14 protein-coding genes are annotated in these 13,861 nt (G+C 67.4%); 5 read left to right on the top strand and 9 right to left on the bottom strand.

Translation table 11 applies throughout. The annotated features are described in order from the left end of the window. Positions 1 to 130 precede the first annotated feature (130 nt). Positions 131 to 1,099, top strand: a complete 969-nt coding sequence (locus tag IED13_RS12425) for a LysR family transcriptional regulator (protein ID WP_191124343.1) — start codon at positions 131 to 133, stop codon at positions 1,097 to 1,099. Here the strand turns inward: IED13_RS12425 and IED13_RS12420 are convergent. The 3 genes from IED13_RS12420 to IED13_RS12410 all read right to left on the bottom strand — a co-directional run bounded on the left by IED13_RS12420 (position 1,039) and on the right by IED13_RS12410 (position 3,330). Beyond that, positions 1,039 to 1,737: a hypothetical protein gene (locus tag IED13_RS12420; RefSeq protein ID WP_191124342.1), complete on the bottom strand. Its 699-nt coding sequence runs from the start codon at positions 1,735 to 1,737 to the stop codon at positions 1,039 to 1,041. The two genes, IED13_RS12425 and IED13_RS12420, sit on opposite strands and share 61 nt — an antisense overlap. A 40-nt stretch (positions 1,738 to 1,777) precedes the next feature. Then, positions 1,778 to 2,647 (bottom strand): intradiol ring-cleavage dioxygenase, encoded by an 870-nt coding sequence (locus tag IED13_RS12415; RefSeq protein WP_191124341.1) that lies wholly within the window; start codon positions 2,645 to 2,647, stop codon positions 1,778 to 1,780. A gap of 62 nt (positions 2,648 to 2,709) precedes the next feature. Next, the gene (locus tag IED13_RS12410; protein ID WP_191124340.1) at positions 2,710 to 3,330 is read right to left on the bottom strand and encodes a nuclear transport factor 2 family protein; all 621 of its coding nucleotides are present in this window, start codon (positions 3,328 to 3,330) and stop codon (positions 2,710 to 2,712) included. A 185-nt stretch (positions 3,331 to 3,515) separates the two neighbouring features. Here IED13_RS12410 and IED13_RS12405 point away from each other — a divergent pair, with 185 nt between their 5' ends. Next, entirely contained in the window at positions 3,516 to 4,286 is a 771-nt protein-coding gene (locus IED13_RS12405; protein WP_038365651.1) for an IclR family transcriptional regulator, read from the top strand. 27 nt (positions 4,287 to 4,313) lie between these two features. On the opposite strand, the gene IED13_RS12400 is transcribed toward IED13_RS12405, so the two are convergent. After that, positions 4,314 to 5,138 (bottom strand): shikimate dehydrogenase family protein, encoded by an 825-nt coding sequence (locus tag IED13_RS12400; protein WP_248312559.1) that lies wholly within the window; start codon positions 5,136 to 5,138, stop codon positions 4,314 to 4,316. A gap of 108 nt (positions 5,139 to 5,246) precedes the next feature. Between IED13_RS12400 and IED13_RS12395 the strand changes: the two genes are divergently transcribed. After that, positions 5,247 to 6,047 (top strand): sugar phosphate isomerase/epimerase family protein, encoded by an 801-nt coding sequence (locus IED13_RS12395; protein ID WP_191124339.1) that lies wholly within the window; start codon positions 5,247 to 5,249, stop codon positions 6,045 to 6,047. Between the two features lie 11 nt (positions 6,048 to 6,058). On the opposite strand, the gene IED13_RS12390 is transcribed toward IED13_RS12395, so the two are convergent. The 5 genes from IED13_RS12390 to IED13_RS12370 are packed head-to-tail and all read right to left on the bottom strand — an operon-like array spanning position 6,059 to position 11,057. Beyond that, a complete protein-coding gene (locus tag IED13_RS12390) occupies positions 6,059 to 6,931 on the bottom strand; it encodes a sugar phosphate isomerase/epimerase family protein (protein ID WP_191124338.1) in 873 nt (290 codons plus the stop codon). Next, complete coding sequence (locus IED13_RS12385) at positions 6,928 to 8,655, bottom strand: FAD-dependent oxidoreductase (protein ID WP_191124402.1); 1,728 nt, start codon at positions 8,653 to 8,655, stop codon at positions 6,928 to 6,930. The genes IED13_RS12390 and IED13_RS12385 overlap by 4 nt, the downstream gene beginning before the upstream one ends. 41 nt (positions 8,656 to 8,696) lie before the next feature. Continuing rightward, a complete protein-coding gene (locus IED13_RS12380) occupies positions 8,697 to 9,527 on the bottom strand; it encodes a sugar phosphate isomerase/epimerase family protein (RefSeq protein WP_191124337.1) in 831 nt (276 codons plus the stop codon). Then, complete coding sequence (locus tag IED13_RS12375) at positions 9,524 to 10,429, bottom strand: NAD-dependent epimerase/dehydratase family protein (RefSeq protein WP_191124336.1); 906 nt, start codon at positions 10,427 to 10,429, stop codon at positions 9,524 to 9,526. The genes IED13_RS12380 and IED13_RS12375 overlap by 4 nt, the downstream gene beginning before the upstream one ends. Before the next feature lie 13 nt (positions 10,430 to 10,442). Next, positions 10,443 to 11,057: an NIPSNAP family protein gene (locus tag IED13_RS12370; RefSeq protein WP_191124335.1), complete on the bottom strand. Its 615-nt coding sequence runs from the start codon at positions 11,055 to 11,057 to the stop codon at positions 10,443 to 10,445. Positions 11,058 to 11,261: 204 nt separating this feature from the next. Between IED13_RS12370 and IED13_RS12365 the strand changes: the two genes are divergently transcribed. Both IED13_RS12365 and IED13_RS12360 read left to right on the top strand, forming a co-directional pair. Then, on the top strand, positions 11,262 to 12,977 hold the full coding sequence (locus tag IED13_RS12365) for an FAD-dependent oxidoreductase (protein WP_260368359.1): 1,716 nt from the start codon (positions 11,262 to 11,264) through the stop codon (positions 12,975 to 12,977). 41 nt (positions 12,978 to 13,018) lie between these two features. Continuing rightward, complete coding sequence (locus tag IED13_RS12360) at positions 13,019 to 13,819, top strand: shikimate dehydrogenase family protein (RefSeq protein ID WP_191124334.1); 801 nt, start codon at positions 13,019 to 13,021, stop codon at positions 13,817 to 13,819. The last annotated feature ends 42 nt before the right edge of the window (positions 13,820 to 13,861 follow it).

Raw genomic sequence — 13,861 nt, 5'->3', positions numbered from 1 at the left:
CCGCACCCGCTTGGGGCGTGAGGGAGGCTCGGCGGCAGTTTCTTGCAAGGAGGATAGTCAAGCCGAACAACGCTGTTCAAATGAATTTGGGAGGCCTATTCATGAGCAATATTGCTCAATCGGGAGCCACATGATGGACGTCGCCGGGCTCGAGGCTTTCATCCAGATTGCCGAATTCGGCAGCTTCCGGCGCGCCGCCGAAGCGATGCGCCTGTCGCAGACGGCACTCAGCCACCGCATCCGCAAGCTCGAGGAGGATGTCGGCGTCACGCTGTTCCAGCGCACGACGCGCAGCCTCGCCTTGACGCGAGCGGGACAGGCGTTCTTCCCGGAGGCGCGCGACGCGCTGCTGCGGCTCAGCAATCTCTACGACAATCTCAAGCGCGAGGGCCGGCAGTCGCAGGAGAAGGTCTCGGTCGGCTGCCTCGGCTCGCTCGGCGAGCATTTCCTGCCGGACGTCCTGCGCGAATTCCGCCAGCGCTACCCGCATGTCTCGGTGACGGTCTTCGACGAACCGGCCGCGGCTTTGCGCGAGCGCGTCTCCTCGGGCGAGGCCCAGTTCGCCCTGACCATCCTCGGCGCGCAGCTCTGGACTCAGAAGTCCCGCGCCCTGTTCGAGGAGGATTTCGTCGCGGCGGTGCCCGCCAGCCATCCGCTGGCGGAACGCGAGGCGCTGACCTGGGCAGATCTCGTCGGCTATCCGCTGGCCCGCGTCGCCACCACGACGAGCCACGGCTTCATGCTGAGCGAAAGCCTCGGCACCTTCGGCGAGAGGCTCGACTGGGCCTATGAGGTCCAGCGCGTCAACATGGCGGTCTGCTTCGTCGCCAACGGCATTGCCGTCACCGTGCTGCCGCGCCTGGCGATCCCGCCGAGCCCGAACCTGCGCATCCTGCCAATCACCGCGCCATCGATCCGGCGCACGGTCGGCATCATCGCGCGCGACGGCGTACCGCTGCCCCGCCCGGCGCAGCATCTGCAACGCATGCTGCTGCACGCGATCGCCCGCCATCCCAAGGGAATTCCCTCCGGTGAGGCTCAGGCCTCCGGTCGGGACAAGGCGACCACGCCGGGCAGTTCCTCCCTGTCGAGCAGATAGGCAAGGTCGTAGGCGGTCCAGCCCGCCCGCCCCGTCGCCAGCCCCTGCGCGTCGAGCACAGGCTCGAGCACGCCGGCGATATCCGCGAGCCGGTTCCGATCGTAGCATTCGATCATGATCGCCCCGCCATCGGCATAGGCAGCTGCGCCGGCCGCTGGCACCGTGAACGGCACGGGCGCGACCGCCGGGTCCTTCTGCAGGACATGGACCGCGCTCGCCGCCGTCTCGCGCAGGACATGGTCCGCGATCGTGTCCCAAGCGCCCTCAGTGGCTGAGACATCCGCGAAGGTCGTCGCCATCAGCGCGCTGCCGACGCCGCCGCCGCGGCTCAGTACCGCAAGATGGCCCACACGGAAGAAACCGCGGAAGGAAAGCCGCATGTTGCGCGACCACGGCGTCGGGGTCTCCAGCAGCTTCCGATAGGGAGCACTCGCCAGCACGGCGTTGTCTTCGAGCTCGTAGAGCGTCAGGAATTCCGGCAACGGCCCCTCGCCGCGATGATAGCGGCGGGCGCGCAGCATGCCGGGGATGGCGAGCCGTTCGGGAACATGCTCTCGCGTATGCCAGAGATCGTATTCCGCGCGCCGGTCCGGATCGACCCCGTTCCAGAGCGAAAGCAGCCCGCGCCCTTTCAGCATCGTCCCGCCCCGCCTTGGTCAGCCCCGTCCGCGCCGACGCTCACGCCGGCTTCCTCTTCAGGCGGAAATCGTAGTGCAAGCTGTCATAGGGCCTGTCCATCGCCCTGCCGTCCGGAGCCTTGCCCGGTGGATGGGATGGGAATTCGCGGATCAGCGAATCCTTCACGCCGAACACCACGTCGGAATCGAGATAGCGATCCCCGGCGACGAAGACATGGGTGACGAGCGTGTCATGCCCGTCCGCATGGATCATGAAATGCACATGGGCCGGACGGTAGGGATGACGCGCCTGTGCCGCCAGCATCTCGCCGACCGGGCCGTCATGGGGAATGGGATAGGCTGCGGGCCTGATCGTCCAGAAATGGAACCGCCCTTGCGCGTCGGCCAGCAGGCGGGCCCGCATCGCCAGCCCGCCCAGCTCGTCCATCTGCTGCACGTCGTAATAGCCGTCCGCATCGGAATGCCAGACATCGACCGCAGCGCCCGCCAGCGGCGTCCCGTCGGCGGAAGCGACCGTGCCCGAGACGAAAAGCGGCTCGCCCTTGATCCCGTCGGAGATATTCGAGCCCAGCGGAAACACGGCCGGGTCCTGCACATAGAAGGGGCCGAGCACCGTGGTGTCGGTCGCGCCGTCCGCGTCGCGGTGATTGATGGCGTCGACCAGCATCGAGACGCCGAGCGTATCCGAGAGCAGGATGAATTCCTGGCGCGTGTCGTCGCACATCTGTCCGGTGCGGGTCAGGAAGCCGATCGCCGCCTCCCACTCCGCCATGCTCGGCTCGACCTCCTTCACCAGGGCATGGAGATGGCGCACCAGCGCCAGCCCGATCTGGCGCGTGCGTGGATCGGACGCCTGCGCGACGCGGTCGAGCACCGCCTGGGTGATCGAGTTCTCGTCGAAATTGCGCATGGCTTCCTCCTGCCTGCGATGCCTGCCGGGGGCTCGCCCCGCTTCGCCGGATGCGCCGCGCCTCAGGCCGCGCGCGGCGCCGATTCCAGCGGCTTGCCCGCGAGCCAGGCCCGGCCGCGCCTGTAGAGATCCTCGACGACCGGCCCGATCAGTCCCGGCATGTCGGGCTTGACCTTGAAGCCCAATCCCGACTGCAGATAGGCGAGATGGCGATAACCGACGGGGAAACTCTCGAGCCGCTCCCGATCCAGTTTGGGAGCTTGCGAAGGATCGACCGGATCGAGGCGATCCTTCTCGTAGATCGGCTGGCGCAGCACCAGCCCCCAGCTTCCGTCGCGCTTTTCCAGGAAATCGTAGAACCGGCCGGTGCAGACCACGTCGCAAATGACGCCGTCCACGCTGGCGCGCTGGTTGATCGTCATCTTGGTCTGGGCGATGGCGCGCTCGCCGGCAAGGTCGATCGCCGTCCCGCCGAGGAAATGCAGGATGCTGACGCCCTTCTCGAAGCCCTCGCGGCTGACCTTGATGAACTCGTCCGCCGTCCCCTGGAACCAGGTTGCCATCATCCGCCCGTCATCGTGCCAGACGCTGCGGAAGCGCTCCCAATCGCCGGCATCGCGCCAGACGGCCCAGTTCTCCACGAGATCGCGGATCAGCAGGCGCTCCCTCCATTCCTCGCTCATCCGATGCCTCCCATTGTACATTCGTTGGAAATTTCCATATGAGAACGAGTTCATTATGTAAAGAAGGCATCGCGGCTCGCCGGGTCCGAACCGGGAAACAGGTTGAAACCACCCGGACGAAGCTCCACTATCGCACGGCGCTTCCACGGGCTGACCGAAGCATTTGAAGAAAACCGGATAAATTCATGCAGCCGGCCGAGTCGGGCTCCGTCAAATCAGCCATGCGCGTGCTCGACCTGCTCGAGTATCTGCGTCGCTGGAACGCCGCCCAGACCCATACCCAGATCGCCGCGCAGCTCGCGATCCCCAAGAGCAGCCTGACGCAACTGCTCAAGACCTTGGTCAGTCGCGGCTATCTCGACTACGACCCGGCCAGCAAAGGCTATTTCCTCGGGCCGGCCATCGCGGCTTTGGGGCAGCGCAGCGCCGAAACGCGGGACCTCGCCAGCGTCGCGGAAACCGTGCTCGCCGAAACCGCGCGGGCGACCAGCGAGACCTGCGCGCTCAACGTGCTGAAGGGCGACGTCTCCGAGGTCATGGCGACGGCGAGCGGCACACACCGGCTACACTACCTCATGCGCGTCGGCGATACGGCGCCGCTCTATGCGACCTCGGGCGGCAAGGCGCTCCTCGCCCATCTGCCGGCGGAGATGCGCCAGGACTATCTCTCCCGCATCCGCCTCGAGGCGATCACGCCGCGCACGATCGGCAGCGTCGCGGCGCTCGAAGCGGAGATCGCGGAGATCCAGCGCAGCGGCATCGCCTTCGTGGTGGAGGAGTTCACGCCGGGCATCGCCGGCATGGCCCGGCCGATCCTGAACCGCTCCGGTTTTCCGCTCGCGGCGGTCAATATCGCGCTGCCGATAGCGCGCTATGACGAGGCCCTGAAGCAACGCTGCCTCAAGGCCTTGGACGCGGCCGTTGCGATGATCCGTGAGCGGATCGGCATCGCCTGAAACAGGCCGATTGAGATCGGGCCCTTCTCAGATCGGCTTGCCTTCGAGGAAGTCGAGCATCACCTCGCGCTGCGCCAGAAACATCCCGACGCCGGTCTGCGTGCGGCAACCGATGCGTTGAGCCGCCTCGAGCAAGGGCGAGACTTCCGGCACCGTGATGACATCGCCGACGAATGTCTCCGGCTTCAACCTGCTGACCTCGACCGGAAGCGGATCACCCTGCTTCATCCCCATCGGGGTCGCGTTGGCGACGATGCCGAAACCGGTGGGATCGGCCGAACCGGTCACCACCTTGCGTGGATGCATGCCGGACAATTTCGCGATCAGCGCATCGCGCTTGGCCACATCCATGTCGTGAATGGCAAGCTCGGCGACGCCGGAATCGAGCAGTTGCAGGCCGATAGCGCTGCCAGCCCCGCCGGCACCCACGAGCAGCGCGCGTTGCCCCCGCGGCTCGCAGCCCGTCTGCATCATGGCGCTGACGAAGCCCTGCCCGTCGGTCATGTCGCCATCCCAGGAGCCGTCGGCGTTACGCCGCACAACATTCGCCGAATCGAGCAGCCGCGCCCGCGCCGAGACCGACGCGCAATGACGCCGCGCTGCGAATTTATGCGGCACGGTGGCGATGATGCCATCGACATTCCGGATCGGCCCCAGCGCCTCGATAAAGGCGTCGACATTCTCCGGCAGCACATGGATCGGCACGACGATGGCGTTGCGGCCACGCTCGGCAAAACCCTTCGTCATGCCCGCCGGCGCCTTCACCTGCGCGATGGGGTGACCGATGATCACGAAAATCCGCGTCTCGCCGCTCAGCATCTCCAGCATCGCTTCCTCCGTCGCAGCGGCCATGGTGCCGCCTTTCGATTGATCGAATATATGAACTTATTTATAGATGAAAATAATCAGCGGACCAGCGGCGCTTGAAACGGCTGCCGCCTTTTCACCGAAAGCCAAGCCATGCTGTCGCTCGCGCATCTCACCTTCATGCAGGCCGGTCCGCTCGAGCTGATCTCGCTCGCCGAGGCCGGAGGGTTCGACGCGGTAGGGCTGCGCCTGATCGACCCCGCGCCCGAAGCCGCCCTCTTCCCGGTCGTCACCGATGCCGGACTGTGCCGGCGGACCAAGGCGGCGCTGGAGGCGACGGGTCTCACGCTTCTCGATATCGAGGCGGTCTGGCTGTGGCCGCAGACGCAAGTCCCGAAGCTTCGTCCCGCGTTCGAGGCCGGGGCCGAACTCGGCGCCCGCAACCTGCTCGTCGCCGGCAACGACGCCGACCGGAACCGCATGACGGACCGCCTCGCCGAGCTCTGCGGCATGGCCCGCGAATACGGCATGGGTGTCGGCTTCGAGTTCATTCCCTATACCGCCCTGAATTCGCTCGCCTTTGCGCAGGAGATCCTGAAGGCGGCCGATCAGCCCCATGCCGGCCTGCTGATCGACGCCTTGCACCTCGCCCGCTCCGGCGGTTCCCCGGCCGACATCGCCGCGATCGATCCTGCACTGATCGCCTACGGCCATCTCTGCGATGCGCCCGCATCCTCCCCCGGCCTGGAGGGGCTACGGGCCGAAGCGCGCGGCGCAAGGCTCTATCCGGGCGATGGCGACCTGCCTTTGGCGGACTTCCTGAACGCGTTGCCGGCGGACAAGCCGATCGCCCTCGAAGCGCCGAGCGCCGCCTACGGCCATGACGACAGCGAAAGGGCACGCCGCGCGGGCGCTGCCTGCCGCGCTTTGCTGGCGAGCATCGGCCGCGGCTGACCGAGGCGCCATCAGCAGGCCTGCCGCTTCTCGCTCGACCGCGCGGCGCGCCTGGCTGCAAAGCGCCGCGTATGCTCCGCGGCGCTGGCGACCTTCTCCCGGAGCGTCAGGGCGGCCTCGCTCGTGACGGGTGTTTCGACCACCATCTGCAAGCCATCCGGCAGGACGTCGAGGATGTCGTCGAGGGCGATGACACCCTCACCGAGATGGAAACGCCCTCCCCGTGCCTCGGCCGGCAAGGCTTCGAGCGGCGGCGCAACCGGGCCGGCGTCGCAAAGCTGGATATAGGCGATGCGCGCGGCGGGACAGGCGCCGAGCTGTTGCGGCGTGCCGCCGGTGCGGTGGAAATGCAGCACGTCCAGGATCACACCGGCATTGGCCTTGCCCGCCGCCTCAAGCAGCGCGAGCGCGGCCGCCAGATTCGGGATGTCGCGATAGCGCATGAACTCGACACCGACATGCAGGCCGCAACGCGCGGCTTCCTCGCAAAGCCGGGAAAACAGATCGATCCGCTCAGCTTCCGACAGGAAGCTGTCATGGCCGATGATCTCGGTCCCGATCGCCGAGATATGGGTCGCGCCCAGCTCCGCACCGGTTTCGAGCGCGGGCACGAAGCTCGCTGCATCGATCCCGGGGCGCAGCACGAAGGCCTCGACATCGAAGACCCGGACACCGGTCGCCTTCGACGCAGCCTTGATCGCGCGGATGACCTCGGGTCGGCCGATGACCTCGCGAGCCAGCGGCTTGTTCATGGCGCTGCGCAGGACGAGCCCCGCAGCCCCGAAGCCGCTTTCACCCGCAGCCTCGATCAGGGCCACGGGATCGCCGCCGCCGACCGTCAGATTGGCGATGGAGAGGTCGTGCAGGTTCAGCGCGCATGTCATGGCGGATGTCCTGTTGCGGAGGAGTGGGGGTGATGCGCAGCGTTCCTTCCGACGAGGTAGCCGAAGGTCATGGCCGGGCCGAGATTGATGCCACCCGCCGGATAGGTTCCGCCCATCACGCTCGCCATGTCGGCTCCGACCGCGAAAAGGCCGGCGATCGGGCGGCCCTGCGTATCCAGAACGTTGGCTTGTGCGTCGGTCTTCAGCCCTGCGAAGGTGCCGAGGCTGCCCGGCACGATTTTGACGGCATAGAAGGGGCCATGCTCGATCGGCGCGACCGACGGATTGGGCCGGACCGACGCATCGCCGCCCGCCCTGTTATAGGGCGTCTCACCGCGGTGGAATTGCGGATCCCTGCCCTGCGCGGCAGCCGCATTGTAGCGCGCCACCGTCTCGACGAGCCGGTCCGGATCGATGCCGCAGATCCGCGCAAGCTCGGCCAGCGTCTTACCGCGCCTGAGATAGCTGCTGGCAAGATAAGGCGCGAGCGGCAATGGCGCCGGCTTGGCGAAGCCGAGCCCATAGCGGCGCTGGAAGCGATGGTCGCAGATCAGCCAGGAAACCGGCTCCGCCCCGGCCGGGATCGCCTTCAGCAGGGCCTCGACATAGTCGTAATAGCTGTCGGCCTCGTTGACGAAGCGGCGCCCATCGACCGTCACCGCGATCAGCCCCGGCTTGGCACGCTCGACGAGATGCGGGAAATGCCCGAAGGAACCGTCCCTGCGCGGCACCAGCGAGACCGGCGCCCAGGCGCAAGGCGCTGCAAGCCCACCATCGACGAGGGCGCCGACGCTCTCGCCCAGGCGCAGCCCGTCGCCGGTGTTGCTGCGGGGTGCCGCCGACCAATGCGCCCGCCCGGTCGGATTGCGCGGCACCAGCTCCTTCAGGCGCTCATAGTCATGCGGAAAGCCGCCGCAAGCCAGCACGACGCCGGCGCGCGCGATGATCCGATGCTCCTGCCCGTCCCGGTCGACGACGGCCCCGATGACCGCCCCGTCATGGCTCAGCAAGCGACGGGCCGGCGCTTTCGCATGCAGATCGACGCCGAGATCGCTGGCGGATTTGAGCAGCCGCGCGACAAGCGCATTGCCGTTGACGAGCTGCATGCCGCGCCCGTGCCGGACGAGGTCGAGAGCATGCCGACCGATGCGGCGCGCGACATGGCGGAAGGACGTCCAGGATCGTGTCGCGTTGAGGAAATGGGCGAAATCGGCACCCGAGGCGATCCCCATGCCCAGCAGCGAGATTTCGGGCAGCGGCGGCCGCAGCTTTGCGACCAGCGGTCCAAGCGCGCGCCCGTCGAACGGAGCCGCGCAGACCGAGCGCCCGCCCAGCCCGGCGCCGGGCGCGTTGCCATGCATGTCGGGGATCTTGTTGCCGTCGATGAACTGCACGGCGGTGTTCGCGCGAAAGAACGACACCATCTCGGGTGCCGCCGCCAGGAAAGCCTCGATCCGGGCCTCGTCGTAATGGTTGCCGAGTTCGTGCCGCAGATAGGTGCGAACCGCCTCCCCGTCCTCCTCGATCCCGGCCTCGCGGGCGAGCGGATTGCGCGGCACCCACATCCAGCCGCCGGACCAGGCGGTGGTGCCGCCGAAGACAGGCTCCTTCTCGACGACCACGACCTTCAGCCCGTGCCAGGCGGCGACGACGGCTGCCGAAAGACCGCCCGCCCCCGAGCCGATCACCAGCAGGTCGCAATGCTCTTCAGGACGGTTGCTCATATCCATCAGGGATCGGCCTTCGCCGGTGGATGCGTGAGGTATCAGGCGCTGGCCGTGGCCTGGACCGCGCGCAGCATCGCCTCTGTCTTCTCCCGCAGCATCCGTGCGCGTGGCGCCGCCGGCATGGTCCTGGCGAGCTCGGCCATCGGAATCTCCACGCTGATCGGCAGGTCCTGAGGAATGGCGCGCAGCATGCCCCTGAGGTCGAGCCCGCCCTCGCCCGGCGGCAAACGTGCCTGCCGCGCCTGGTAGATCATCGTCTCGTGATCCTTCGGACGTTCGGCGGGCAGGTCGCAGATCTGGAAATAGCAATGCAGGTGCCTGGGCATCGCGGCCACGTCGGCGGCCGTTTCGCCGGAGCGGTCGACATGAATCGCATCGACGATGATGTGCCCGTTCGCCGGGTTGGCCGCCTCGACGATACGCCGGGCGGCGGCGAGCGTCTTCACGCCGGTCCAGGGCATGTGCTCCAGCCCCATCCCGATGCCGAAGGGTGCGCCGAGTGCGCAGATCTCGGCGAATTTGTCGACCATGAAGGGCTCGTCCTCGACATCGCCGGCGACGAGCACGAACTTGCCGCCGAGCTTCGCGCCGGTCTCGATCACCGGCAGGAAATCGGTCAGGCGCGTGTCGCGGTTGATGCGCAGGATCTCGAAATCGAACAGCGCCACGCCGCTATCGGCGATACGCCGCTGCGTCTCACGGAACATCGGCGTATCGCCGATCATCGGGAACTGAGCCTCCTTGCCGGGCGCTGCCGGCGCAAGACGCAGGCTGGCATGGCTGTAGCCGGCCTCCGCCGCCGCGCTGAAGACGTCCGGCGGCGCGAGCTCCATGACAGTGAGATGGGCGAGCGAGATCAGGCGGTTCATGCCTTGCGGTCCTGATGGCGGTAATAGGCGATGGTGGCGGCGATGCCGTCCGACAGGCTGGTCTCGGGCAGCCCCGGGAGGAGCGAGGCGATGTCGTCCTTCGCGAGCTCGGGTGCGATCGGCATCGGCGCGCCACGCGCGCTGAGCTTTGCGCCCGGCACCTGCCGTGTGATCTCGGCGATGACCTCGTCGATGGACACGGTCCTGCCGGCAAGGGTGAAGGCGTGGGCGCCCGGCGCATCGCTGAACAGCGCCGCCTCGAAGGCCGCCGCGACATCGTCGACATAAACGAGCCCGGACGGGCCGACATAGTCGATCTCATAGGGCACGCCCTGCGCGGCGGCCCGGCAGGCCAGGGTCGGCCCGGCGCTGGCGCCCGCCTCACCACGGCCCGGGCCGTAGACGATATAGGGGCGGAAGCCGACGCTCGGCATGGCGTGATCGGCCCAGTAAGCGCGCGCGCTGCCCTCGCAGGCGAGCTTGAAGGCGCCGTAATGCGTCATCGGGAACGGGATGCTGCCGCTGTCCGGGCCGAAGACGCCGGCCGAGCTGGCATAGACCACCCGCGCCATGCGCTGGCGCAACGCCGCCTCGAAGACGTGGAGCGTCCCGATCAGGTTGATCTCCGCGCCCTTGACGGGATCGGCCCTGCAGGCCGGCGTCAGGATGCCGGCCATCGCGATGGCGCGGTCGCACCCCTCCGCCGCCTCATGGACGACTGCCCCGTCGCGGACATCGCCGCGCCGCCATTCCACCCGGCCGGCAAGCTCGCCGAGGATGTTGCGCACAGCGCCGCTGTCCGAGGCGATATCGAGGACGCGCACGGCAACGCCGCGGGCCAGAAGGCGGCGAATGATCCAGGCGGCGATGAAGCCCGTGCCGCCGGTCATGAGCACACGCATGGCGCCGCCCCTCCTAGCTCAGCGGCGAGAAGGCGGTCGGCAGATAGATCGCCGAGCTCAGGCTGGTCAGATGCGCCGGCCCGCCCTTCGGCGGCCAGATGCCGCGCTCGACGGCCTCGGCCCGCTTGGCCATGCGGTCATTGAGCGAGGCGAAGGGCCAGATATGGAGGAAGCGCGGCAGCGCCCCGTCGAGCGCATACATCGCGCCGAGCAGAGGCGAGACCTTCGCGCGCTCCGGCACGGCGGCACGCCACAAATCCATGGTCGGCTTGAGACCAGCCGCCTTCACGCCGTAGATGCGGATCTCGTAGACCGGGCCGTGCTTTCCGGGCGCGAGCGGCGCCACGAAGTCGAAAGGCGCATAGGTCGTCGTCTCGACCTCCAGGAAATGCTCGGCCGCGCCGAACAGACTGCCCTCGACGACCTGCCGCGCGCGATCCTCCGCCAGAGCGCGGTCATCCTCATAGCCCTGCAGAATCAGGACCTGGTTCAGCGCGCCGATCTCGGCCGTGAAGCAGCCGAGGAGCTTGCCCGCAAATCCGTTGCCCGTGACGGCGGCCTCGATCCCGGCGAGAACCTTCGGCAGCCCTCCAACCTCGGGCCTGATCCTGGTGACGGCATAGCGCATCGGCGTTCCTCCTGCTCGTTAGCGACAGGACATAGCCGCATCGCGTCATCAATGAAAGTTCATTCTGGAATTTCATTTCAGTTTTGAATATACGGCTCACCAGAGAACACCGACAAGAGCCGGGTAGCGGCGGCGTCGTGGTCGGCCGGCGGCGAAGGCCTCGCCGATGGCCGATCCGGCACGGCCAGGGAGAGGAAGCGAAGCGTGGCCGGATCACCCGATGGAATCGCCTCGGCAGCGGCGAAGGATGCGAATGTCTACGACCTGGTCGTGATCGGCGGCGGCGGCGCCGGCCTCACGGCGGCCCTGTTCGGTACGCTGCGCGGGGCGCGCGTGCTGCTGCTGGAGAGCACCGAACATGTCGGCGGCACGACCGCCTTCTCAGGCGGAACGATCTGGATTCCGAACACGTTTCACACCGCCGAGGTCGGGACGCAGGACAGCGTCGAACAGGCCGAGACCTATCTCCATGCCGCGCTCGGCAACTACGCCGCCCCCGACATGATCCGCGCCTTTCTCGAGGCGGGCCCGCGTGCCGTCGAACTGCTCGACCGTGAGACGGATGTGAAGCTGCGGCCCTACCCGCTGCACCCGGACTACATCTCCGACCTGCCGGGATCGACGATGAAGGGCCGCGCGCTGGAGCCCGTTCCCTTCGACGGCCGATTGCTCGGCGACAAGTTCGATCTGATCCGCCCGCCGATCCCGGAATTCACCATTCTCAACGGGCTGATGGTTGATCGCAACGACATCGCCCATCTGCTCAACCTGAAGAAATCCTGGGCTTCGTTCCGCTATTCGCTGGCACTCGTCGCCCGCTATGCGCGCGACCGGCTCAGCCGCAAGCGCGGCGCCCGGCTGACCATGGGCAACGCCCTGATCGGCCGGCTGCTGCACTCCTTCTTCCAGCGCGGCGGCACGGTCTGGACTGAAGCCCAGGTCGACAGGCTGATCGAGGAGGACGGACGCATCGCCGGCGTCAGCCTCCTTCGCAATGGCGGGCGCCAGGACATCCATGCCGTGCACGGCGTCATCCTCGCCTCCGGCGGCTTCAACCGGAATCCCAGCTTGCGCAAGGAGCTGGTGCCGGATGCCGAGATCCACACGCCGGGCGCGCCGGGACACAAGGGCGCGGCGCTCGAACTCGCGCTGAACGCTGGCGCGCGCATGGGCGACCGCAATGTCGAGAACGTGTTCTGGGCGCCGGTCTCGATCCGTCAGCGGGCGGACGGCACCAAGGCCGTCTTCCCGCATTTCGTCTTCGACCGGGCCAAGCCGGGCACGATCATCGTCAACAAGGCCGGCAGGCGCTTCTTCAACGAAAGCACCTCCTATCACCTCACCGGCAAGGCGATGATCGAGGCGCACCGCAACGAGCCCAGCATTCCGGCCTTCCTGATCGCCGATCATCAGGCCATCAAGACCTACGGCCTCGGCATGGTCCGTCCCGGCGGCAGCGGCATGCCCTTCCTGCTCAAGGACGGCTATCTGGTGAAAGGCGAAACGCTGGCCGAGCTGGCAAGCAAGCTTGGTGTCAATGCGCCGCAACTGCAAAAGACCGTCGAGACCTTCAATGGGTATGCCGCGACCGGGATCGACCCGGATTTCGGCCGCGGGACCACCGCCTATCAGCGCAATCTCGGCGACTCGAAGCACGGCCCCAATCCAACCATGCGAGCGCTGGAGAACGGGCCATTCTACGCTGTGAAGCTCTATCCGGGCGATATCGGCGCCAGCGCCGGCCTGGTGACGGACGCCCATGCACGGGTGCTCGGCACGGATGGGCCGATCGCCGGCCTCTACGCCATCGGCAACGACCAGAACTCGATCATGGCCGGCCTCTACCCGGCGCCGGGCATCACGCTCGGGCCGGCGATGACCTTCGCCTACATCGCAGTGCAGGACGCCCTCGCCGCCTGATCGGCTTGTCCCACGCCACCTTCGCCTCGGATCGGAAACCCATGCTCGACAATTTCAGCGGCGCGACCCGCATCTATTTCATCATCGGCCACCCGATTGCGCAGGTGAAATCGCCCTACGGCATGACCCGCCTGTTCGAGCAGAACGGCAAGGACGCCATTATGGTGCCGATCGACATCCTGCCCGAGGACGTCCCCGGCTTCGTCACGCTGGCCGGCCGCCTGCCCAATTGCGACGGCATCTGCATCACCGTGCCGCATAAATTCGCCGTGGTGCCGCATTGCCGCACGATGTCGAAGACGACGCAGGTGCTCGTCTCCGCCAATGTCATGCGGCGCAACCCGGACGGTTCCTGGCATGGCGACATGTTCGACGGCCCCGGCCATGTCGGCGCGATGCGGAAGAACGGCGCCGAGCTCGACGGCAAGCGCGCCTTGCTGATCGGCGCTGGCGGAGCCGGCAGCGCGATCGGGCTTGCGCTGCTCGATGCCGGCGCCCGCGAGCTCGCCATCCACGACACCGACGCCTCTCGCCGCGACACGCTGATCGCAAAACTGAACGGGGCTCATCCCGGCAAGGTCACGATCGGCTCGCCCGACCCCACTGGCTTTGACACCGTCTCAAATGCCTCACCGGCCGGCATGAAGCCAGGCGACGCCCTGCCCTTCGACATGACGCGGCTCAGCCCCGCGACCTTCGTCAGCGATGTCGTGACCAAGCCGGCGCTCACGCCGCTGATCGAGACGGCTCGCCGGATCGGCTGCAAGACCTCGACCGGCATCGAGATGTTCGAATCCGAGGCCGCGCTGATGCTCGACTTCTGGCTTGAAACCGCAAACTAGCGCGAGCCGCGGATTTCAGGGAAACGCCGCAGGCTCCGGCGC

This window comes from Allobosea spartocytisi, from assembly GCF_014764685.1.
Taxonomy (GTDB): domain Bacteria; phylum Pseudomonadota; class Alphaproteobacteria; order Rhizobiales; family Beijerinckiaceae; genus Allobosea; species Allobosea spartocytisi.
Note: the sequence above shows the minus strand (reverse complement) of the source record. Positions and strands in the feature narration are given on the sequence as shown.

Excerpts from the sequence above, each read along its gene's own strand:
- IED13_RS12385 (WP_191124402.1), bottom strand. The coding sequence starts at position 8,655 with ATGAGCAACCGTCCTGAAGAGCATTGCGACCTGCTGGTGATCGGCTCG.
- IED13_RS12380 (WP_191124337.1), bottom strand. The coding sequence starts at position 9,527 with ATGAACCGCCTGATCTCGCTCGCCCATCTCACTGTCATGGAGCTCGCG.
- IED13_RS12425 (WP_191124343.1), top strand. The coding sequence starts at position 131 with ATGATGGACGTCGCCGGGCTCGAGGCTTTCATCCAGATTGCCGAATTC.
- IED13_RS12370 (WP_191124335.1), bottom strand. The coding sequence starts at position 11,057 with ATGCGCTATGCCGTCACCAGGATCAGGCCCGAGGTTGGAGGGCTGCCG.
- IED13_RS12360 (WP_191124334.1), top strand. The coding sequence starts at position 13,019 with ATGCTCGACAATTTCAGCGGCGCGACCCGCATCTATTTCATCATCGGC.
- IED13_RS12405 (WP_038365651.1), top strand. The coding sequence starts at position 3,516 with ATGCAGCCGGCCGAGTCGGGCTCCGTCAAATCAGCCATGCGCGTGCTC.
- IED13_RS12420 (WP_191124342.1), bottom strand. The coding sequence starts at position 1,737 with ATGCTGAAAGGGCGCGGGCTGCTTTCGCTCTGGAACGGGGTCGATCCG.
- IED13_RS12390 (WP_191124338.1), bottom strand. The coding sequence starts at position 6,931 with ATGACATGCGCGCTGAACCTGCACGACCTCTCCATCGCCAATCTGACG.
- IED13_RS12415 (WP_191124341.1), bottom strand. The coding sequence starts at position 2,647 with ATGCGCAATTTCGACGAGAACTCGATCACCCAGGCGGTGCTCGACCGC.
- IED13_RS12410 (WP_191124340.1), bottom strand. The coding sequence starts at position 3,330 with ATGAGCGAGGAATGGAGGGAGCGCCTGCTGATCCGCGATCTCGTGGAG.
- IED13_RS12375 (WP_191124336.1), bottom strand. The coding sequence starts at position 10,429 with ATGCGTGTGCTCATGACCGGCGGCACGGGCTTCATCGCCGCCTGGATC.
- IED13_RS12395 (WP_191124339.1), top strand. The coding sequence starts at position 5,247 with ATGCTGTCGCTCGCGCATCTCACCTTCATGCAGGCCGGTCCGCTCGAG.
- IED13_RS12400 (WP_248312559.1), bottom strand. The coding sequence starts at position 5,138 with ATGGCCGCTGCGACGGAGGAAGCGATGCTGGAGATGCTGAGCGGCGAG.